At 40.9% G+C, this 20266-nt stretch carries 19 protein-coding genes and 1 pseudogene; 8 read left to right on the top strand and 12 right to left on the bottom strand.

Annotated elements, in window-relative coordinates:
- Positions 1-15 precede the first annotated feature (15 nt).
- The 5 genes from AHMF7605_RS05655 to AHMF7605_RS05635 form a co-directional block, all read right to left on the bottom strand.
- Positions 16-579, bottom strand: coding sequence for a thioredoxin family protein (locus AHMF7605_RS05655; protein ID WP_233218955.1), 564 nt, complete (start codon positions 577-579; stop codon positions 16-18).
- A gap of 154 nt (positions 580-733) precedes the next feature.
- The gene (locus tag AHMF7605_RS05650; protein WP_106927278.1) at positions 734-2620 is read right to left on the bottom strand and encodes an Nramp family divalent metal transporter; all 1887 of its coding nucleotides are present in this window, start codon (positions 2618-2620) and stop codon (positions 734-736) included.
- Between the two features lie 256 nt (positions 2621-2876).
- Complete coding sequence (locus AHMF7605_RS05645) at positions 2877-3533, bottom strand: metal-dependent transcriptional regulator (RefSeq protein ID WP_106927276.1); 657 nt, start codon at positions 3531-3533, stop codon at positions 2877-2879.
- A gap of 183 nt (positions 3534-3716) precedes the next feature.
- The gene (locus AHMF7605_RS05640) at positions 3717-4718 is read right to left on the bottom strand and encodes a 3-oxoacyl-ACP synthase III family protein (protein WP_106927274.1); all 1002 of its coding nucleotides are present in this window, start codon (positions 4716-4718) and stop codon (positions 3717-3719) included.
- Between the two features lie 98 nt (positions 4719-4816).
- Positions 4817-5944 (bottom strand): glycosyltransferase, encoded by a 1128-nt coding sequence (locus AHMF7605_RS05635; protein WP_158267455.1) that lies wholly within the window; start codon positions 5942-5944, stop codon positions 4817-4819.
- A 53-nt stretch (positions 5945-5997) separates the two neighbouring features.
- Here AHMF7605_RS05635 and AHMF7605_RS05630 point away from each other — a divergent pair, with 53 nt between their 5' ends.
- On the top strand, positions 5998-6813 hold the full coding sequence (locus AHMF7605_RS05630; RefSeq protein WP_106927272.1) for a 2,3,4,5-tetrahydropyridine-2,6-dicarboxylate N-succinyltransferase: 816 nt from the start codon (positions 5998-6000) through the stop codon (positions 6811-6813).
- 283 nt (positions 6814-7096) lie between these two features.
- Here AHMF7605_RS05630 and AHMF7605_RS05625 read toward each other — a convergent pair.
- Positions 7097-7983 (bottom strand): annotated as a pseudogene (locus AHMF7605_RS05625) (3-hydroxyacyl-CoA dehydrogenase family protein).
- A 411-nt stretch (positions 7984-8394) separates the two neighbouring features.
- Between AHMF7605_RS05625 and AHMF7605_RS05620 the strand changes: the two are divergent.
- Both AHMF7605_RS05620 and AHMF7605_RS05615 read left to right on the top strand, forming a co-directional pair.
- Positions 8395-8547, top strand: coding sequence for a lmo0937 family membrane protein (locus AHMF7605_RS05620; RefSeq protein ID WP_106927270.1), 153 nt, complete (start codon positions 8395-8397; stop codon positions 8545-8547).
- A 64-nt stretch (positions 8548-8611) separates the two neighbouring features.
- On the top strand, positions 8612-8764 hold the full coding sequence (locus AHMF7605_RS05615) for a lmo0937 family membrane protein (RefSeq protein WP_106927268.1): 153 nt from the start codon (positions 8612-8614) through the stop codon (positions 8762-8764).
- 176 nt (positions 8765-8940) lie between these two features.
- Here AHMF7605_RS05615 and AHMF7605_RS05610 read toward each other — a convergent pair whose 3' ends face one another.
- Together AHMF7605_RS05610 and AHMF7605_RS05605 are read right to left on the bottom strand one after the other, a co-directional pair.
- Positions 8941-9774: a hypothetical protein gene (locus AHMF7605_RS05610; RefSeq protein WP_106927266.1), complete on the bottom strand. Its 834-nt coding sequence runs from the start codon at positions 9772-9774 to the stop codon at positions 8941-8943.
- Positions 9775-9852: 78 nt separating this feature from the next.
- Entirely contained in the window at positions 9853-11469 is a 1617-nt protein-coding gene (locus tag AHMF7605_RS05605) for an ABC-F family ATP-binding cassette domain-containing protein (protein WP_106927264.1), read from the bottom strand.
- Between the two features lie 352 nt (positions 11470-11821).
- On the opposite strand from AHMF7605_RS05605, the gene AHMF7605_RS05600 reads away from it, so the two are divergent.
- A complete protein-coding gene (locus AHMF7605_RS05600) occupies positions 11822-12307 on the top strand; it encodes a DUF4199 domain-containing protein (RefSeq protein WP_106927263.1) in 486 nt (161 codons plus the stop codon).
- A 69-nt stretch (positions 12308-12376) separates the two neighbouring features.
- Here the strand turns inward: AHMF7605_RS05600 and AHMF7605_RS05595 are convergent, their stop codons facing one another.
- Positions 12377-12778, bottom strand: a complete 402-nt coding sequence (locus tag AHMF7605_RS05595; protein WP_106927261.1) for an acyl-CoA dehydrogenase family protein — start codon at positions 12776-12778, stop codon at positions 12377-12379.
- Between the two features lie 132 nt (positions 12779-12910).
- On the opposite strand from AHMF7605_RS05595, the gene AHMF7605_RS05590 reads away from it, so the two are divergent.
- The 3 genes from AHMF7605_RS05590 (at position 12911) to AHMF7605_RS05580 (ending at position 16142) form a co-directional block, all read left to right on the top strand.
- Positions 12911-13711, top strand: coding sequence for a murein L,D-transpeptidase catalytic domain family protein (locus AHMF7605_RS05590; protein WP_233218954.1), 801 nt, complete (start codon positions 12911-12913; stop codon positions 13709-13711).
- Between the two features lie 502 nt (positions 13712-14213).
- Positions 14214-15026 carry a M48 family metalloprotease gene (locus AHMF7605_RS05585; RefSeq protein WP_106927259.1) on the top strand — a complete coding sequence of 271 codons (813 nt, stop codon included), beginning with the start codon at positions 14214-14216 and terminating at the stop codon, positions 15024-15026.
- A gap of 210 nt (positions 15027-15236) precedes the next feature.
- Positions 15237-16142 (top strand): diacylglycerol/lipid kinase family protein, encoded by a 906-nt coding sequence (locus AHMF7605_RS05580; protein WP_106927257.1) that lies wholly within the window; start codon positions 15237-15239, stop codon positions 16140-16142.
- Here the strand turns inward: AHMF7605_RS05580 and AHMF7605_RS05575 are convergent.
- Both AHMF7605_RS05575 and AHMF7605_RS05570 read right to left on the bottom strand, forming a co-directional pair.
- Positions 16139-17338: a metallophosphoesterase gene (locus AHMF7605_RS05575; protein WP_106927255.1), complete on the bottom strand. Its 1200-nt coding sequence runs from the start codon at positions 17336-17338 to the stop codon at positions 16139-16141. The genes AHMF7605_RS05580 and AHMF7605_RS05575 overlap by 4 nt on opposite strands.
- 64 nt (positions 17339-17402) lie before the next feature.
- Positions 17403-18038 (bottom strand): LON peptidase substrate-binding domain-containing protein, encoded by a 636-nt coding sequence (locus AHMF7605_RS05570; protein WP_106927253.1) that lies wholly within the window; start codon positions 18036-18038, stop codon positions 17403-17405.
- A 138-nt stretch (positions 18039-18176) separates the two neighbouring features.
- On the opposite strand from AHMF7605_RS05570, the gene mtgA reads away from it, so the two are divergent.
- The gene (gene mtgA / locus AHMF7605_RS05565) at positions 18177-18896 is read left to right on the top strand and encodes a monofunctional biosynthetic peptidoglycan transglycosylase (RefSeq protein WP_106927251.1); all 720 of its coding nucleotides are present in this window, start codon (positions 18177-18179) and stop codon (positions 18894-18896) included.
- Positions 18897-19068: 172 nt separating this feature from the next.
- On the opposite strand, the gene AHMF7605_RS05560 is transcribed toward mtgA, so the two are convergent.
- On the bottom strand, positions 19069-20220 hold the full coding sequence (locus AHMF7605_RS05560; protein WP_106927249.1) for an App1 family protein: 1152 nt from the start codon (positions 20218-20220) through the stop codon (positions 19069-19071).
- Between the last annotated feature and the right edge of the window lie 46 nt (positions 20221-20266).

Genomic DNA, 20266 nt, shown 5'->3' with positions numbered 1-20266 from the left:
AGATTAGATTGTTGGTTATTTACCGGTTGGCTTTTGTCCGGACGTAAATTGAGCGAAAGTTACTTTCTTGTAATGGTTTTCCCCAAAGTAGGTAATAATATTCCGAAACGTTTTTACATCGAGGTAGCCTGGTACCGGCGAAATCATTTTTAAATTTTCGTCGAGGTACACCGTAGTGGGAAAGCTTAATTGTCCTTGCAGCAGAGCAAAGGCTAGCTCATGGGAACGGTTGGCCTCATTATATTTATAAATTTTGCCATTTACCGTGATGGGAGTTTCTCCTTCGGCATCTAAACGTACGGCATAAAAATTTTTATTCACGTAATCGGCAATCGTTGGGTCGGTGAAGGTACTTTTTTCCATTTTTCTACACCAACCGCACCAGTCGGTGTATACGTCAATAAAAATTTTACGGGGTTCTTTTTTGCTTTTAGCTACGGCTTCTTCAAAGGTAAGCCACTGGATAGTAGCTTTTTTAACTTTACCGGGTTTAGGGTTGCTCATATTACCGGCATGTGTAGAAAAAGTAAACACCAGGTTAATCAGCAATAAAAAAGACAGAATTCGGGCGAAGGGCATAGTTGATATTATTTTAAGAATAGGTACAATCCAAGGTTTACCCAGGTATTCAGCGGAATAAACGAATGGTACCTATTCTTAACGCAACAAGCCGTAAGTCCGTATTTGTTCCGGGGGTTTAATCTTGAATTCTACAAAATTTAAAGTATACCATTTAAACCACCAGAACCGGAATTTTTACGGAGTGCCGGACCGAGTCGATGGTAGTGCCTAAAATTAAATCTTTCATTAAACGGTGGCCGTGCGACCCCATCACCAATAATTCGGCGTCAAAGTTCTTTACAATCTTCGGAATGCATTTCTTCGGGTTGCCGTATCCTAATTCTACCTTAATCCGGTACCCTTTTTCGCGCAAGTCTTTGGCGTAACGATCCAGGTTTTTCTGGTCGGAGCTGGTTTCAAAATCTTCAATGTCTTCGCCCCAAACTAAAGCTCCAGCGGTTTCTACAATATGAATGAGGACGTATTCGGCCGCTTGGTTGCCGATGGCCAGAGCATTGTTTATGACGTGTTTATCTACTTCGCTAAAATCTAAGGTAATGGCAATGCGCGAGTAAATAGGTTTGGCTAGCGGCTGGTATTCTACGGCCCGGTGATGCGGCGCTACCGTATGCGGTCGTAAAGCATTTACCACCAAAGGTTGAAAAGTTATGTACAAAAGCAAAAATAAAGCAGCTACAGCTAAAGGAACTGCCGTGAGCCAGATAACCGTTGGATGCGAAGCTGTAGCCAGCCAGCCGGAAATTTCTTCAAAAACCAATTTGATATTTAAAAGAATGATTACCGTAGCCGCTAGCCAGGCGCCGATCTTAATCCAGGTTCCGATGACAAATTCACCCATTCCGTTTCGGTTGCTGACAAAATGAATAAGCGGAATAACGGCAAAGCCTAATTGCATACTTAATATTACCTGGCTCAATACCAGTAGTTTACTCGTATATTCTTCCCCGAAATAAATAATCACAAATAAAGCCGGACCTACGGCCAATAAACGGGTTATCATGCGCCGGAGCCACGGTTGAATGCGCAAGTTTAAATAACCTTCCATGACTATTTGTCCGGCCAGGGTACCGGTAAGCGTGGAACTTTGGCCGGCCGCAATTAAAGCGACGGCAAATAAGATGGGTGCCCATTTAGTACCCAATAAAGGAGCTAAGAATTTGTGCGCATCTTTTATTTCAGCAACCGCAAACATGCCGTTTTTATGAAAAGCGGTGGCCGCTAAAATTAAGATGGCGGCGTTTACGAACAAGGCCAGGTTTAAGGCAATGGCGGAATCAATAAAATTAAATTTTATAGCCTTTCTGATTCCATCGATAGACCGTTCGAACTTACGCGTTTGCACCAGCGACGAATGCAAATACAAATTATGCGGCATAACCGTGGCGCCGATAATACCAATGGCAATGTACAAAGCAGTGTTATTCGGGATACTTGGGATTAGGCCAGAAGCAATATCGCTAAATGCCGGTTTGGCAAAAAGCATTTCGAGCACAAAAGCGCCCCCAATAATACTCACCAGCACCAAAATGAAGGCTTCCATTTTGCGCATGCCTTGGTTAATCAAAAATAAGAGCAGGAAGGTATCGAGCACGGTTAAACTTACGCCCCAAATTAACGGCCACCCAAACAAAAGCTGTAAACCAATCGCCATTCCCAGTACTTCGGCCAGGTCGCAGGCAGCAATAGCTATTTCGGCTAAGATATAAAGCGGAATATTAATGATTTTGGGGTACGATTCGCGGGAGGCCTGGGCTAAATCTTTGCCCCGGACTACTCCCAGGCGCGCACTTAAGCTTTGCAGCAGCAGCGCCATTAAGTTCGACATAAGTAATACCCAAATTAACTTGTAGCCGAACTGACTGCCCCCGGCAATGTCGGTCGCCCAGTTTCCTGGGTCCATGTAGCCGACACTTACCAGGTAGGCAGGTCCCATAAAAGCGAATAATTTTCGCCAAAAACTTTTCTGGTGGGTGGTATCTACCGAGGCATTTACTTCTTCTAAAGATTTACTCCTGGGTAAAGTATTTTGATTTAACATAGACAAGAAGGTAAAGATGATTAATCCAGGATATTCTTTTATGTAATTTGGTGAATTAACTGCTTAATAATAATGGCGCTGTTTGAAGGCTAATAGTAAGAACTAGTTATTGGTTATTGGTTGTTCGTTATTCGTTATTCGACTAATAAATATTTAGAAATCAAAAAGTTATCTTAATTAGTAGTCTAAACTAATTTCGTCGAATTATTTATATTACTTTCATTATAACTTTCCTCCACGTGCGAAAGCATGGTATTTAAACAATTACCAGGATGTTCCGGGCAACTTCGTGCGAAATCAATAAGGTTTTATGATCATCCAGTTTAATTTCCAAAGATTTATCGTAAGCAATCTGATTCACGATCGTTATTTTCATACCCAAACATAGTCCTATATTATCCAGGTGTTGTAGAAATAGGGGTTGGGTATCCTTAACGCTACTCACTACCCCGCTGGTATTAAGGCCCAAATTTGCTACCACCACTTGGTCCGGGTAATCTATAATGCCTTCGGCGGTTGGAATTGGATCGCCGTGCGGATCTATTTTCGGGAATCCTAAAAACTCATCCAGGCGCTGTACCAGCAGGGGAGAAGTTATATGTTCCAGTTCTTCGGCTACTTCGTGTACCTCGTCCCAATTAAATTTAAGTTTTTCTACCAGAAAAACTTCCCAAAGCCGGTGCTTACGAATAATCTGTAAGGCAATTTGCTGTCCTTCCGGCGTTAATGATACTCCTTTGTACTTAACATAATAAATAATATTTTTGCCACTTAGCTTCCGAAGCATGTCGCTCACCGAAGCCGCTTTGGTTTGCAGCCCTTCCGCAATGGCATTGGTATTTACCTCTTGATTGCCAATTTGCGCTAGCTTGTAAATGGTTTTAATATAATTTTCTTCGGTATAACTCAGCACTTCTTTTTAGTTGTTCGTTGATGGTTGTTAGAACGTTGTAAAGTTAGAAGGTTGTAAAGTTGTATTTTTAGCAATTCAGCATTTGATAGTTTAGTGATCTGATAATTCTGTCGACGGTGGACTATCGTCTATCGACCATAGACTAAATACCAACAACTAACAACCACCAACTAACAACTATAATCAGTTCCACCTGATAAGGGCAGAGGCCCAGGTAAAACCGCTGCCAAAAGCCGCCAAGCAAACCAAGTTACCGGATTTTATTTTTCCTTGGGCCAAAGCTTCGCTTAAAGCAATGGGCACGGAAGCGGCCGTAGTATTGCCATAGCGCTGAATATTACTAAAAACCTTTTCGGCGGGTAAGCCCATTTTTTGCTGAATAAAAGAGGTAATCCGCAAATTAGCCTGGTGCGGAATAAGCATATCAATATCGCTTGGTTGGTAACCATTTTTATTTAAGGCTTCCATAATCACTTCCGGGAAACGTACCACGGCATTCTTAAATACCGTCTGCCCGTTCATGATGGGATAAATAGAGGCATTTTCAATCATCTCGTGCGTTAGCCGTTCCGGAGCGTTGCTGCTGGGAGCCAGGCAAGATAATTCTTCGGCCAGTTCGCCATCTGCGTGTAAATGCGTAGATAAAATTCCTTTTGTATCATCCTCGGAAGGAGTAAGTACCACGGCGCCGGCGCCATCTCCAAAAATTACCGATACGGCTCGGCCCCGGGTAGTCATATCTAATCCGGAAGAATGAATCTCGGAGCCCACTACCAGCACGTTGTTGTACATGCCCGTTTTTATAAACTGATCGGCTACGGATAAGGCATAAATAAAACCGGAACATTGGTTACGCACATCTATTGCCGGAATATTTTTTAAACCTAAGTCGCGCTGCAACAATACGCCCGAACCCGGAAAAACATAATCCGGACTTAAGGTAGCAAATACAATCAGGTCTAACTGCGATTTATCTAAACCTGCCATTTCTAATGCTTTTACGGCGGCTTTCGCTCCCATATTAGCGGTAGTATCTTTCCCAGGTTCAAAATAGCGGCGTTCTTCGATGCCGGTGCGTTCCAGAATCCACTCGTTTGAGGTTTCCATTATTTTTTCTAAATCCGCGTTGGTTACTACTTTCTCGGGTAAATAATGACCAACTCCTGCAATTTTAGATTTTCTCATAGGTATTTTTTCTCGAAGCAAATGTAAACAAAAATTTTAATTTTTAGATAAGTCTAAAATTATTTTTAAAAATATTTAATATTATTATCAAGTTAATCTTAAAATGATATAGTAAATAATTGAATTAATTTGGATTCCTCTGTTTCCCAGAACATTTCGGTAGGAATACCCCGCGGGAAAAATGCTTTTTTTTGCAATTGTTCGATCAAATCCTGCGCATTGAATGTTCGAAAATTTAGGTTAATACCTGCCTGATACTGATGTACGCGATTTGCCCAATAGGGATTTTGCTGCACTAAAACGGGCAATCCATTGGCCAGGTATTCGAATAATTTAGTAGGAGTGCAATTAAAAGTGCTGGGATGGGGCTGGTAAGGCAACAACCCAACATCACTTTGCTGAATATGCTGAATAACCTGTTGGTGCGGCACGAGCTGATCGCCCCCAATTAAGGTAATATAAGGCTTATCCTGAATAAAGAATTGCAGCTTTTGTAATGTTGCCGGGAAAGCGCAATAGCCAATTATGGTAAGGGAAAAGCCCGGATGTTGCTGGTGTAATTGCCGGGCTAATTCTACGGCTTCAAAAATGCCGTACATCTCCGAGATGGTTCCCGAATAAAGCATTTTAACTTTTTTAGAATTTAAGCGAACCGGGAATTTTTTATTTGTAGGAACAGAGGACTTGCTTGGCTTAAACTTGTTTTCCAGAACGATATATTTATTTTTTAAGAAAGGCAACTCCGTAGCGTAGCTTCTTTCGGCGAGTAAATAATAATTTATAAACGGAGAAGTAAGATATTCTACCATCCGGACTATATACGCTACTATATATTTCGAAAAAAGGGAATAAGTATTTTGAGTGGTTAAATTCAGAAAATAATTCTCCCGGACATCGTACCAGATTTTTCCGCTGTAGAGCAGCTTATAGAAGATAGAAATGAATAAAAGCTCGTGCGTACTGATAATTAATAATTGTGGCCGAAGTTGCCGCAGCAATTGCCAGTACTGATACTGTACTTTTATCCGGCCCCAGCTTATTCTTTTAAAATAATGGAATGGATGAAAGGTAATGCGTTCGCTGGTAGAAGGAATTTCGCCCGGAAAGCCGGCAATATGGACCTCCGTGTGGGGTAAACGGGCCAAAGTGGCGCCGATTTTTTCGAACATCCGGGTGTCATTAACGGGCTTTAAAACGGAAGATAGTAAGATGCGGGTTTTCTTCATTAGAGAGAATCTGCTACTTTTACGCCACGAATATACTCTCATATACGACGAACATGACATTGCAGCAACTAATTGAAGAAGCCTGGACCGACCGGACCAAATTGCAGGAAGCACAAACCACCGATGCTATTCGCGAAGTAATTGAAAATCTTGAAAAAGGAAGGATGCGGGTGGCCGAACCTACCGGTGAGGGTAAATGGCAAGTAAATCAATGGATTAAGAAAGCAGTTTTAATGTATTTCCCCATCCAGAAAATGGAAACCATTAAAGTCGGGCCATTTGAGTTTCACGATAAAATGGCTTTAAAAGAAAATTACGAACAGTTGGGCGTGCGGGTGGTACCCCACGCTATTGCCCGTTACGGCGCCTACGTGGCCAAAGGGGTAATTATGATGCCGTCGTATATAAATATTGGCGCTTACGTGGACGAAGGTACCATGGTAGATACCTGGGCTACCGTGGGTTCTTGCGCGCAAGTGGGTAAGAATGTGCACCTGAGTGGGGGAGTAGGATTAGGCGGCGTTCTGGAACCCGTGCAGGCTTCGCCGGTAATTGTAGAAGACGGGGCTTTTATTGGTTCCCGGTGCATCTTAGTGGAAGGATGCCACATTGGCAAAGAAGCCGTAGTTGGCGCAAACGTTTGTATTACCGGCTCTTCTAAAATTATTGACGTAACGCAACCCGAACCCGTCATTTACAATGGTTATGTGCCACCGCGTTCGGTAGTTATTCCTGGTTCGTACACCAAACAATTCCCGGCCGGCGATTACCAGGTACCTTGCGCTTTAATTATTGGCCAGCGGAAAGAAAGCACCGATTTAAAAACCTCTTTAAACGAAGCTCTGCGCGAAAACAGCGTGGCAGTTTAGTTGGTTGGAAGGTTGTAAAGTTTTAAAGTTGAAAGGTTGTAAAGTTCCTTATGGCGCGGAAGTTACTTCCGTGCCTCTCTCTTTAGTAGTAGATAGTGCCGATTAAGAGCGAAGAGAGGCATAACTATTAGTAAAAGCAAGTCACGGAAGAAATTTCCGCGCCATAGTGGAAAAACTTAAAATTTTAGTTCCTATAATTCTGCGCCACACCCTCAACTTTCTAATCTTTCAACTTTAAAACCTTCCTACTTGTAACCTGCAACTTGCAACTTGTAACCTGCCTCTACCGAAACCGCTCAGCTACCACTAAATCTTTGCTGCCGGGAGTATAAGAATAAAAGCCATTACCGGATTTTACGCCTTTGTGACCGGCTTGTACCATGTTCACTAATAAAGGGCAGGGGGCGTACTTGGGGTTCCCGAAACCTTCGTGCAATACTTTTAAAATAGACAAGCATACATCTAAGCCAATAAAGTCAGCCAATTGGAGCGGCCCCATCGGGTGCGCCATGCCTAATTTCATTACGGTATCAATCTCGGTAACACCCGCAACTCCTTCGTATAAACTATAAATGGCTTCGTTAATCATGGGCATTAATATCCGGTTGGCAATAAAGCCCGGGTAATCGTTTACCGCTACCGGCGTTTTACCTAAAGTATGCGAAAGCTGAAAAATAGTTTGAGTAACTTCTTCGGAGGTATTGTAGCCTTTTATAATTTCTACCAGCTTCATTACCGGCACCGGATTCATGAAATGCATCCCAATTACTTTATCCGGACGATTGGTGACGGAGGCAATTTGCGTAATAGAAATCGACGAAGTATTTGTGGCCAGAATAGTTTCAGGGGGGTGTTTACCTCTAAATCCCGGAAAATCTGCTTTTTTATCTCTGGATTTTCCGTGGCGGCTTCAATAACTAAGTCTACGTCCTGCACCCCGTTGGCAAGATCGGTTTCAAAGGTAACATTTTGAATGGTTTGCTCCTTCTGTGCGGGGGTTACTTGTTCTTTAGCCACCATCCGGTCCAGATTTTTGGCAATAGTTTGCTGCGCTTTACGTAAAGCCTCGGCTGAAATATCCACCAGGTTTACCTTAAATTGGTGCTGCGCAAAAACATGCGCGATACCGTTTCCCATCGTGCCCGAACCAATAACCGCAATTTTCTTCATAGAATTTTTTTATTATTTTTTATAAGAATTAAATTATAAAGGGATTTTATAAAAAATGCAAATATATATTTTATAATATTAATCTAATGGCTATTTACCTTTAAAAAGTTAAATTAATAGCAATAATTGAATTAGCGGTCTGAATTATCTTATATTACTATTATTGTTAATGGTAAAAGCGATAAGTGTCTAATTATCTGGTATTTTAATAAAATAATTAACCGATAAAAGTAATTTGATCAAAAATTTAAATAAAATGGTACTTGCCCATTAATTTTAAAAAATAATCCAATATAAATCTTTTCTGATGTTTGTGCGTAAAAACAAAAAACGGAATAAATAAAGCTATTTCTAGAGTTATTCTACTCAGCCAATTTATTCATCCGAACCAAACTATATCAAATAAAAACTATGGGAAATTTGCTTTATGTAATTGCAGTAATTTTAGTAATTCTTTGGCTAATTGGCTATTTAGGCTTTCCCAGTGCTGTGGGAGGCTTAATTCACATTTTGTTAGTTATTGCGGTTATTGCCGTTATTTTGCGGTTAATCCGTAGAGCTTAATGCTTTCATTTAATTTTTATCTATCTCTAACCTTTACCAATACAAACCTAAACAACAAAAAACTATGGGAAACACTTTGTATATTATCGCCGTTGTGTTAATTATTTTATGGTTAATTGGCTTTCTGGGCTTTCCGGATGCCGTAGGAGGCTTGATCCATATTCTGTTGGTGATAGCAGTAATTGCCATTCTCCTGAGATTAATCCGGGGCGCTTGATAGATTTGAATTTCTTATTGGCATAAAAAAACCACCTGGTAAAACAGGTGGTTTTTGCTTTTATACCATTTACCATTTACCTTTTACCAGGTATTATTAATGGTCTGTTGTATATCCAGTAAATAAAACAAACCGGAAAAATAATTGGTAGTTAATAAATGGTAATTGGTAAATGATTAACGGCGGGAATGTAAATTATAAATAAAGCCTACTCTCACCACGGGGTTGGAACGGTACTGGTACACACCGTTATTTAAGTTGAACAAGACGTATAAATCCATCCCAAAATTACCATTCATTTGGCGATAACCGCCGCCCGCTAAAGTAGAACTGATGTTACGACGCGTTTCTACAATTTGCTGACTGGTATTCAATTCTAAATCGGCAACACTTAATAATTCATGTTCGGCGTGAAACAAAATACCTTTAAACAAATCTACCTGGGTAAATAATTTACCGCCGTAAGTAGAAAGGTGATAGCCATTGCTTCCCACGTATTCATACGTAACTCCGGGACCTACCGCCCAACGGCTCAGAATCCGGTACCCTACAAACGGAGATAAGCTAATATTAAAGTACGAGCCCGAATAAGAATCCGAACCAAAACCTATTCCACCGGTACTGCCAATAAATGTCCGGTCCAGGAAAGTTTGGGGCGCTTCTTCCCCGGATTTATTAATTTCTGATATTGGTTTCCGGTGCAGTGGCTCTAAATTAGGATCGGCCTGGTAAACGGGCGCACCTTGGTCATCCTGCTGGGGCTGCGTGGTTCTGGGAACGGGTTGTTTTTGCGGCGCGGGTTGTTGAACCGGAGCGGTTGGCTGTGTAGCCGGCGATGTTGAGTTGGGCTGGGTGGGTACCGGCACGGGCGCTCCGGGCAATTCATTATTAAGAGCCGGTTTTTGGTTGGTAGAATCCTTAACCTGCGCTTGCACTCCGGAAACGGAATAAAAAAATAAAGCTCCCAGTAATATACCGAAAGCTTTTTTATTTATAAATAAGGTAGTCATTTTAAAGTTGTGGTATTAAGTGAAACTGATTAATGGTAGATGCCATTTATGTATAAATGGTTGCATAAACAAAGTAAACTACGAATACATTTTTTGTCTTAATTCCTTAATGTTTTCATCCGCCAGGTATTCTTCGTAGCTCATTCGTTTGTCGATAATGCCTTTCGGCGTTAATTCAATAATGCGGTTGGCGATGGTATCCACAAATTGTAAATCGTGCGAAGCAAATAACACCGTGCCCGCAAAATCTTTTAATCCGTTGTTTAAAGCCGTAATCGATTCTAAGTCTAAGTGATTGGTAGGCTCATCCAGAATTAAAACGTTACCGCTTTGCAGCATCATCCGGGACAACATACACCGCACTTTTTCTCCGCCCGATAAAACATTGGCTTTTTTCAACGACTCTTCGCCCGAGAACAGCATCCGGCCTAAAAAGCCGCGGATAAAGCTTTCGTCTTTTTCGACGGAGTATTGCCGCAGCCAATCCACCAGGTTTAAATCGGTGTTAAAGTATTCGGCATTATCTTTCGGAAAAAAAGCCACGTTGGTAGTAGTTCCCCACTTAAAAGTACCTTTATCGGGCTGAGTTTCTTCCATTAATATTTTAAAGAACGTAGAAGCTGATAAATCATTGCGTCCCAAAATGGCTATCTTATCTTTCTTTTCTACCGTAAAGGTTACGTCTTTAAATAACAAGGTGCCATCCTCCGTAGATTTACTAATATCTTCCAGGTGCAACAACTGGTTGCCCGCTTCGCGCTCTTGCTTAAACTGCACGTGTGGGTATTTGCGCGACGAAGGTTTAATATCTTCTAAGGTCAGTTTGTTTAATAATTTCTGCCGCGAAGTAGCCTGCTTGGATTTAGAAGCATTGGCGCTGAAACGACGAATAAATTCCTCGAGTTCTTTCCGTTTGTCTTCGGTTTTCTTGTTGGCTTCGGAACGCTGTTTGGAAGCCAATTGACTCGACTCGTACCAGAAAGTATAATTCCCGGCGTACAAACTGATTTTTCCAAAATCAATATCGGCCACGTGGGTACACACCGAATCTAAAAAGTGCCGGTCGTGCGACACTACAATTACCGTGTTAGTAAACTGATCCAGAAAGTTTTCCAGCCACATAATCGATTCGGCATCCAGGTGGTTGGTAGGCTCATCGAGCAGTAAAATATCCGGGTTACCAAAAAGCGCTTGCGCCAGTAAAACCCGTACTTTCTCGTTACCGCTTAAATCTTTAACTAAAGAATAATGTAAATCTTCGCCAATGCCTAAACCACTAAGTAAGGTAGCCGCGTCGCTTTCGGCGTTCCAACCCTCTAAATCGGCAAACTCACCTTCTAATTCCGAAGCCCGGATACCATCTTCTTCGGTAAAATCAGCTTTGGCGTAAATAGCATCTTTCTCCTGCATAATATCATACAGACGTTTGTGCCCCATAATTACGGTTTGAAGTACCGGAAACTCATCAAACTCAAAGTGATTTTGTTTTAAAACCGCCATGCGTTGGTTCGCTGGTATTTCTACTTTACCAGTCCGGGGATCAATTTCGCCGGCAAGTATTTTTAGAAAAGTAGATTTGCCCGCGCCATTTGCCCCGATTAAACCGTAACAGTTGCCGGGAACAAACTTAATGGTAACATCTTCAAATAATGTCCGCTTACCGTAAGATAAACTTACATTGGAAGTACTAATCATAAATTTTCAATGCTTATAAATAAAAAATCGGGTGCAAAATTACGAAAATAAATCTACTTAATCCAGAATTTGCCCCGATTTACTTAGAGGATAAACTTAGTTTTATACTAAATAACTACTTGGTTTTATATAGAAATTATAAGATATAAGAAGAAATTGACAGACCTTTATTGATTACTTTAACTTAATTATTTTCCTGAAAAGCACTTTATTAGGAATAATCCAAATAAAAAATTGCGTTAAAACACAACATGCCGCGCTAGTTTTAAGTAAATGGGTTTAATAATATTTTACTAACAGCTAATTGTATTAGATAAGCTGGCTTCTTAAATTATATAAAAGCATTTTGCATATGGCTTCCAATACTCCTTCCCTCGAAAAAACCGGCATCCGTTACGGCATTTATGGTGGTTTAGCGATGATTGTTTATTTCCTAATTTTAAAAGTTATCGGCTTAGATAGCAACGATACGGTTCGTTTTCTGGGTATGCTCCTTATAATTGTGGCTACTGGAATGGCTATATATTACTACTCGCGCCATAAAAGTAAAGGCATGTATTACCTGAGCGGCCTGGGAATTGGTTTTATTGTTGGTTTAGTAAGCGCCTTAGTAAACGGCATATTTATGTTCTTATACACTTATTTTGTGGATCAGAAGTTTACGGCTGACTTACGGACCCAAGATTATTTTGGCTCTAATTTATCGCCTTTAATGCTTTTCGGGGCTAATGCTCTACTAGGAATAATGATTGGTGCCTTTACCGGCTATATTACCATGATGTACTTCGACCGTTCTCGTAGCGAAGACAAAGTGCGCAAAGAAGCTAATGAAATTTAGCGTATAAATCTTAGCTGAATACCCCATAGAGCCGCCACCAATTAGTTGCGGCTTATTTATTTGATTCCGTTAAGGTATGGGTTGTTCGAACAAAACTTCTTTCACTCTTTCCAGTGCGTCAAAGCGCACCATTAATTTATTGGCCGTGGATAATTCGCGGGAGTTCTGGCATTGGGAACCCGGCTGTAAATAATAATAATAAATCCGCTCATTACTGGCCAGTAAAGCTTCGCCGTCCGGTTTCCCTAAAACTCCCATTACTTGGGTAGTAGCTAATCCTTCAAGTTTCGATTTAATCTTTTTTAATTCGGGAATCATTTTACTGCGCACGGATTGGCATGCAAAGGAATCGCTCATCCAGGCTTGGGAATTAAAATCCGGAAAAGATATTTTTGGCCTACAGCCAGCGGCTAATCCCCACAATACAATAGCAAAAGACAAGCGGCAAATTAATTGATTAGCTAAAAACATGAAATATCCGACTTTTAATAACTAGTTTCGACGGCACCGGAAAAACTTATTAACTTTCTTCGGCATCTTTATCGGAACAAATTAAATAAAAAGTGGCGTTTGTCGTTCAGAAAATAAATTTATTCCCGATTAATGATTAAAAGATATATTTATTATTTCGCTTTTTTAATGGTGAGTTTTGGGTATCCGGCCAAAAGCTTTGCGCCGGGTTCTTCTCTGAAAAATAACTTTACTAAAAAACACATGGCGGCCGATGAAATATCGGTGGCGGTTAAAACCCAGGCTTTCGAAACGTATTTGCATACTTTGTTTATGCAAACGGGTTTAGATAAAGCGAAATTAGATTTTAATCTCTTCCGGAAAGCTTTGGTAGGTTATTATAATATTCAGCATAAACCCGGCAGTTCTATCAAACCTATTTTAACCATTATTGATTTTAGTAAATCGAGCCGGCAAAAACGTTTGTGGGTAATAGACTTGCATCAGAAAAAATTACTTTTTAACACGTATGTAGCTCACGGGAAAGGCACCGGCGATGAATTTGCCCGCTCTTTTTCTAACGAACCTAATTCTTTTAAAAGTAGTCTGGGTTTTTATTTAACTGCTCAAACCTATCAGGGTAAACACGGCTTATCTTTAAAATTAAATGGTCTGGACCAAAACTTTAACACCAATGCACTGGTCCGGGCAGTAGTTATTCACGGGGCCGATTATGTAAGTGCTGATTTTATTAAACGATATGGCCGTTTAGGCCGCAGTTTAGGTTGTCCGGCTTTACCAATGAAAGAAACGCAACCAATTGTTAATAAAATTAAAAATAATACCTGTTTGTACATTTACGGACCCGATAAAACCTATTCTTCTCCTTTCCTTACCGAAGCATCGGCCATTGATTCTTTCGCGACGCAAATTTTCGCTTTAAGCGCCAGTTAAGTATACTTTTTTATCCGAAAATACAGCCATTTTGATTTAGTTCAGAATGGCTTTTTTGTGGAATTTATTTTTATAATTAGCCAATAGGGAAATTTAATTTAAACAGAAAACCAGAATTTATTTTCCGCAAAGTTTAAATTTAAGAAAGGATGGTAATGCAACTTTTACTCGAACCAAAGTAGAATATTGTAGCTTACTGAAAAATAAAATGTTATACAATGGTTTATGTGTCAAGTAATTATGTAAGAAATAATGATCAGGATTCTTGATTAAAGCGAGAGGAGAGCGTTGTGGCATCTCCTGAAACTATCCTCAACAAAAGCCGTTCATGTAATCAGAATTTACGAGTTATACGGATATATACCAGGCGAAAACTAGTATAAATTTGGAACGCGCTTGTTTCATTAGTTGCGAGTATTTTGCATCCATTCTTAATAGAAAAAAGGCAACTAAATAATACTACTTTTAAAATGGCAGGTTTGTCTAAAACAAAAATAAAACTATGAGAGGAGGATTAAGATACATTATTGCTTTATTAATTGCGGGCTTTTCGTTGGTTACGTACTGGTGCAAACGCGAGGAAAATACCGTTACCGGCGAAATGCAGCACATCGACATGACCGTTGACCAGGAAATTGCTTTAGGCTTGCAGGCGGCTCCTCAAATGGCGGCGCAGTACGGTGGCTTGCATCCCGATAAGGAGGCAGCGGCCGGGGTTAAAGAAATTGGCCAACGTATTGTGCAACAAACCGATGCCGGTAAAACTCCCTACCAATTTGATTTTCATTTATTAGCCGATGAGCAAACCGTAAATGCTTTTGCTTTACCGGGAGGCCAGGTATTTATTACGGCCGGACTATTGAGTAAATTAAAAACCGAAGGACAAGTAGCAGGCGTACTGGGGCACGAAATTGGGCACGTGGTGGCGCGGCATTCGGCACAGCAATTAGCCAAAGCCAAGTTAACCCAAGGATTAGCGGGAGCAGCCGGAGTCGCTACTTACGACCCGGATAATCCGCGCAGTGTAGCCGGCCCCATTGCTGCGGCCGCCATTGCCAAACTGATGACCTTGAAATACGGCCGGGACGATGAGCTCCAATCCGATAATTTAGCCGTTCGGTTTACTACTTCCGCCGGTTACGATCCCCGGTCTATGATTGAGGTGATGAATATTTTGGCTTCTTCGCGGGGAGGCGCTTCCAGTACCCCGGAGTTTTTTCAGACGCATCCTAATCCGGAGAACCGGATCGTTAAAATTGAACAAGCCATAACCCAGGAATTTCCGAACGGTTTGCCCTCCGGTTTAACTCCCTAATTTTAATTTTCTGTAAATAGAATGCTGCATTTTCTGAAAGCCGTCCTTAATAAAATAAAAAGGACGGTTTTTATTTTGAAGCAATTTTCAACGTAGTTTAAAGTAATAAGAATTTTTGTGTTACAATTAAATCAAGCAAAAAGTAGCTGCTTCTTTAACCAATTCGTTTTATATTAGTATTAATACTTACTTTGTTCATCCGTAAAAACTATGCCGGCAAACGCGTCCTTTCATAAACTCTTATTCATAATTAATCCAATATCAGGAGATGTTGATAAAGGTGATTTAGTAAAGGCTATTTCAGATTATTGCCACCAACATCAGATAAAGTATAAAGTATATAAAACTACCGGCGAAGGGGACTTTACCAAATTAAAGCAACAAGTGCGAACGTATGAACCGGATGCTATTATTGCGGCGGGCGGTGATGGAACGGTTGGTTTAGCCGCTAAAGTAGTTAATCATACTTCCACTCCTTTGGGAATTATTCCGCTTGGTTCGGGTAACGGCTTATCAAAAGATCTGGGAATTCCGCAAAACATGGAAGAAGCTTTGGCCTTGGTGAGTAACCATACCATTAAAGCCATTGATACCTTAGAGCTTAACGGTCATCCTTGTTTTCACATTGGCGATTTAGGGTTTAATGCCTTAGTAGTAGCCCGTTACAGTGAGGCAGAATCGCGCGGACCGCAAACCTACGCCTTAATTGCCTTTCAGGAGTATTTAAATTACGAATGCCACCAGTATCGCGTCGAAACAGATCAGGAAACATTTGAAGGCGAAGCTTTTATGCTCACCATTACTAATTCTAATGCTTTTGGGAGTAACGTTAAAATTAATCCTCACGGAATTATTGACGATGGTATTTTTGAAATTTGTTTAATTGAATCTTTCCCGAAAATGGCGGCTTTTAAGTTAATGTATAACCTATATACCGAAACGCCGGAAGAATCGGAGTATACGCGCATTTTGTCTTGTAAATCGGCCACTATTTATAACTATACCGATACCCTGGCCCAAATCGACGGCGAAGTAGTAGAGTTAGGTAAAAAAATTGACGTAAAGCTACTGCCCAAAAGTTTGCGGGTTGTGGTGCCGGTGGAGCAGACGAACTAAATAATATTTATTTTTCTGCGGAAAGCTATTTTGTACTTATCGGTGGTACCTGGTTGGGGTGGTTCCAGAGCGCTCAACCAGATAGTATTCGCATCGAAATAATCTACTACAAAAAATCCTTTATGTTCGTGCACAAAAGTAGCCCGGCCGCCGCTCTGCACAAAAGCCGTTTTGGATCCGGATCCGCTTACCAGGTAATGATTGTTTTTAAGCGCGAAATATTGCAAGTTATGATCGTGCCCGGCCGCGTAAATAATGTTTTTATGCTTTTGAAACAAATGTAAAAGTTTCCGGCGTAAGCGCCGGTAGCGCGGGTTCGACATATCTTCTTCCGGTCCGTAGAGTTTGCGGTACACCGGGTAAATAGAGCCCGCTACCGGTAATGGAACATAAAATTTTTTGTGAGCGGCCGTTAACGGAAATACGTGTTGTTTTAAAGTAAATTTACCGCCGTGTAAGGCATTGCTGTACAATGGATGATGAGCGGCAATAATTTTTTGTTTATGCGGGTAAAGAACTAAGAGATCCTCTAATTGTTGAAAAAAATCCGCTTCGGAATGTGTGCTGCAATTAAAGGATTTACCCAAAGGCCGGACTCCCTTCTGCACCCACCATTGCGTATTAATAAAAATCAGCATAATATCATCGGATAAATGCCGCACAATCGGGCCAGGACAACCGCCAGAAGGTAAATAACAATGAGGCCGGTTTAAGTATTTAGTAATGTATTCTTCTTGGCGTAAAACGTACTCCAAGCCATTTGCCCGGCCTTTGTTCCAATCGTGGTTACCGCTGATAAAAAATACCTGACCCGGATATTCCCGCACCAAATCTAATTGCACTTTCAGGCGCTTTTCCGCGATGTTACGGGTTTTATGCCCGATGGGCGGTAATCCAACCGGATATATATTATCACCCAGAAAAATGAGGGTACCATTTAACGGGTTTTCCTTTAACCAGGTTCGAAGCAGCTTAACGATGGGGTCGTTATTGGAGTCGGTGATATTACCCGTATCGCCAATCAGGCAAATAGCCTGTTGCGGCTTCTGATTCGGATACGATTCGGTAGAAAATATAGTGGTTTTTTGTTTAATATAAGGCTTATAGCGCTGCCGCCGTTCGCGGTACCACGCGTAAAACCCGATAATAACTACCAGAATAAATAAAGCCGGTAAAAAATATTCTGGTAGATGCATATTCCACTGCTTTCAATGATTACTCCGTTTAACAAATTTAATTATGGATGTACTTGTAAATTTGTTAAAAGTTGGGCGGAATAAGGTTTTTAAAATGACCGTTAAGCTTTACCCGTTCTTTTAAACGTTCCGTTTGTTCTACAACTGGTAAAATAGCGATTAAATGCGCTAAAACCATTTCCTGTCGTTCGCTTTCGCGCCGGAACTGGAGTAATACGTATTCCTGCTCCAAGGTTAATCCTAATTGGTGGGCAATGTCGTAAATTTTAAAATTTTCCGGCAAATTAATGTACAAGGTAGCCAGCCCCAAAATTTCGTATAAGTGTTGAATCTTCTCTTGAATTTGCACCTTTAAAATGGGATCTTCATCATCCAAATCAGTTAAAATTTCTATTTCGCCGCCCGCGTATAGTTTAGAAGGCAACTGGCGGTAAAAATTAATTATCCGGAACAAGTTGCCGCCTTTGCATTTAATGTCCATTTCGCCGCTAGCGTAGGTTTTGTCGATGCTGTTGATATGAACTTCGGTGCCAATTTCGCTGACTCCTTTTTTGAGAAAAGCCGGAATACCAAATGGTTTACTAGTTGCAAAGCAATCTTGAATTAATTGTTTGTAGCGAGGTTCAAAAATATGCAGATTGATTTTCTCGCCCGGGTAGACGACAATATTTAAAGGAAACAAAGGAATAAAATTTGCCATAATAATAAGGAAGCCGTAAAACCTGTTACAGTTTTAACCAACTCTGCCCCGGAAAGTTAGAGGAACAACCCGAAAAAGGAAGTAAAAAGAAGGTAAATTTAATTATTTCGGAGCGGAGAACCTTTGTATTTTTGGGCAATGGCTATTAATCTGAAACTGATTCGCGACCTGACTTTAAAGTTGGTGTTAATTTTATTCGTGCTGAGTATTTTGTGGGTACTGGTTTATAAATGGTTTATGCCCCCGGCTACTCTGCACATGATAGAACGACGCGCCAAAGCCGGCCAGAAAAATAAAGTAAATCCAAACATCCGGTACGACTTTGTAGCCTTGGAAGAGGTGTCGCCCAATGTGCCTTTGGCGATTATGGCCGCCGAAGACCAGTTATTTATGCTTCACGATGGGTTTGATTACAAAGCGATAAAAGGCGCGTTTAAGAAAAATTTAAAAAGCAAACGTATTGCCGGCGGCAGTACCATCAGCCAGCAAGTCGCTAAAAATGTTTTTTTATGGCATGGCCGCAGTTATATCCGGAAGTTGGTAGAAGCTTATTTTACCATGCTCATTGAAGTCTTTTGGAGCAAACACCGGATTATGGAAGTTTACGTGAACATTGCCGAAATGGGAGATCAGGTTTTTGGGATTGAAGCCGCGGCCCGAAAATATTATCATACTTCGGCCAAAAATTTAACTGCTTCTCAGGCTGCCTTAATTGCGTCGGTATTACCTAACCCAATTAGATATTCCGTAAAAAAGCCAAGTTCGTATACCTTAAAAAAACGCCGGTTTGTTACCCGGAATATGCGGCTAATGGGCGGCACTGCCAGCGTTAAGCTACTCATGCAAGACGCTATTTGAATTTAGTTGTTGTTGGTTGGAAAGTTGAAAGGTTAGAAAGTTAAAAGTTATTTTATAGATACTTTTTATTGAAAAGCCACTTTTATTGAAAAGGTACTTATTTTAACCTTGGCTAAATTTTTAAACGTGGATCAACTTTCTACCTTTCAACTTTTCAACCAACAACCAGCAACTAAACTGACTCTTTACCGGGTTCATGGCCTTTGTCCTGTTCTTTGTCGGTTTGGATGGCCGGAATGGCTTCCTGGAAGATTAAACCTATTTTGGCGGCGTGTTCCGCTGCCTCCACGGTATTATCAACCACTAGCATGGGAACCTCGTGACCTTTCATATCTTCTGAAACAGCTAAAGCTATTTTTTCGCGTTCGGGTAACTGCACATCGCGGATGTAAATGGCTAAAATCCGCCCCGGGAATTGTTTTACCACTTCCCGGTAAATATTCGCATCTTCCTGGCCGCTGTCTCCAATCAACACAAAATTAAGATTCGGGTACGTAAGCAAAATATTCTGGATTTCTTTAAACTTATGGCCCATGTGACTGGAACCTACCAACTTATTCTGCATCAAACCAAAATCACGCAGTAAAAGCGGCCCCGCCGGAATTTGATTTAAATCCAGGAAATCTTTTAGCAGATCGTACATATTCCAGGGGCTGCTGGAAACGTAGAAAAACGGATTGTTGCGCTTGCCATTTCGCCCGAGTTGAAGTGATTTGTAAAACTCAGAGACGCCGGCAAAAGGCAAGCGGGTGCGGGCATTATTTAAAAATACTATCCGCGACATGCCCAAGGCACTGTAAGCGTTACTATGGATAATAGTGTCGTCGATATCGCTGATTATGCCATATTCGGCATCCGGGGGAGGTACTAAAACTTCGGTGATAGCGTGGATATCGGTCGTAAAAGGGACCGGTGCATCCAAGAGTTTTATTTCTATCGGGTGCCAGATATTATCTAATTGCAAGGGAGTAGAAGGTTCCATATTTAATACAAAATACCCTTCTCTATCAGAAACTATTTCGTGCTCCTGGCCCTGAAATTCAATTTTTAAACGGGCATTCATTACCTCGTCGCTTTCGAAGCGCTTATACATGTTCAGCAGGTTATTCAGCACCGTATCTTTGTCCTGAGCTTGCGCAATACCTTTGTCTTCGAGTACTCTACCTTTGATGTATAAACGATTTGGGGTACCATAACTGCGGTAGGGTACAATTTGTACCGGATGAAAGTAATTTAATCTCTTTCTTAATTTAAAAGTAAGATCATCAAATTGTTCTTCTACCTGGCCAATAAAATGAACGAAGTTGTTTTTCCAGTCTGACATGTGCCAAAAATAAAATCCTAAGAAGATTTCTCCTTAGGATTTACGG

This window comes from Adhaeribacter arboris (genome assembly GCF_003023845.1).
GTDB classification, from domain to species: Bacteria; Bacteroidota; Bacteroidia; order Cytophagales; family Hymenobacteraceae; genus Adhaeribacter; species Adhaeribacter arboris.
The sequence above is the reverse complement of the archived record's forward strand: the minus strand, read 5'-3'. Positions and strand labels throughout refer to the sequence as shown.

Coding starts and splice junctions, on each gene's coding strand:
- AHMF7605_RS05580 (WP_106927257.1), top strand. CDS start 15,237: ATGCCGGCAAACGCGTCCTTTCATAAACTCTTATTCATAATTAATCCA.
- AHMF7605_RS05605 (WP_106927264.1), bottom strand. CDS start 11,469: ATGATTAGTACTTCCAATGTAAGTTTATCTTACGGTAAGCGGACATTA.
- mtgA (WP_106927251.1), top strand. CDS start 18,177: ATGGCTATTAATCTGAAACTGATTCGCGACCTGACTTTAAAGTTGGTG.
- AHMF7605_RS05620 (WP_106927270.1), top strand. CDS start 8,395: ATGGGAAATTTGCTTTATGTAATTGCAGTAATTTTAGTAATTCTTTGG.
- AHMF7605_RS05610 (WP_106927266.1), bottom strand. CDS start 9,774: ATGACTACCTTATTTATAAATAAAAAAGCTTTCGGTATATTACTGGGA.
- AHMF7605_RS05640 (WP_106927274.1), bottom strand. CDS start 4,718: ATGAGAAAATCTAAAATTGCAGGAGTTGGTCATTATTTACCCGAGAAA.
- AHMF7605_RS05590 (WP_233218954.1), top strand. CDS start 12,911: ATGATTAAAAGATATATTTATTATTTCGCTTTTTTAATGGTGAGTTTT.
- AHMF7605_RS05595 (WP_106927261.1), bottom strand. CDS start 12,778: ATGTTTTTAGCTAATCAATTAATTTGCCGCTTGTCTTTTGCTATTGTA.
- AHMF7605_RS05575 (WP_106927255.1), bottom strand. CDS start 17,338: ATGCATCTACCAGAATATTTTTTACCGGCTTTATTTATTCTGGTAGTT.
- AHMF7605_RS05600 (WP_106927263.1), top strand. CDS start 11,822: ATGGCTTCCAATACTCCTTCCCTCGAAAAAACCGGCATCCGTTACGGC.
- AHMF7605_RS05650 (WP_106927278.1), bottom strand. CDS start 2,620: ATGTTAAATCAAAATACTTTACCCAGGAGTAAATCTTTAGAAGAAGTA.
- AHMF7605_RS05585 (WP_106927259.1), top strand. CDS start 14,214: ATGAGAGGAGGATTAAGATACATTATTGCTTTATTAATTGCGGGCTTT.
- AHMF7605_RS05570 (WP_106927253.1), bottom strand. CDS start 18,038: ATGGCAAATTTTATTCCTTTGTTTCCTTTAAATATTGTCGTCTACCCG.
- AHMF7605_RS05655 (WP_233218955.1), bottom strand. CDS start 579: ATGCCCTTCGCCCGAATTCTGTCTTTTTTATTGCTGATTAACCTGGTG.
- AHMF7605_RS05635 (WP_158267455.1), bottom strand. CDS start 5,944: ATGAAGAAAACCCGCATCTTACTATCTTCCGTTTTAAAGCCCGTTAAT.
- AHMF7605_RS05615 (WP_106927268.1), top strand. CDS start 8,612: ATGGGAAACACTTTGTATATTATCGCCGTTGTGTTAATTATTTTATGG.
- AHMF7605_RS05630 (WP_106927272.1), top strand. CDS start 5,998: ATGACATTGCAGCAACTAATTGAAGAAGCCTGGACCGACCGGACCAAA.
- AHMF7605_RS05560 (WP_106927249.1), bottom strand. CDS start 20,220: ATGTCAGACTGGAAAAACAACTTCGTTCATTTTATTGGCCAGGTAGAA.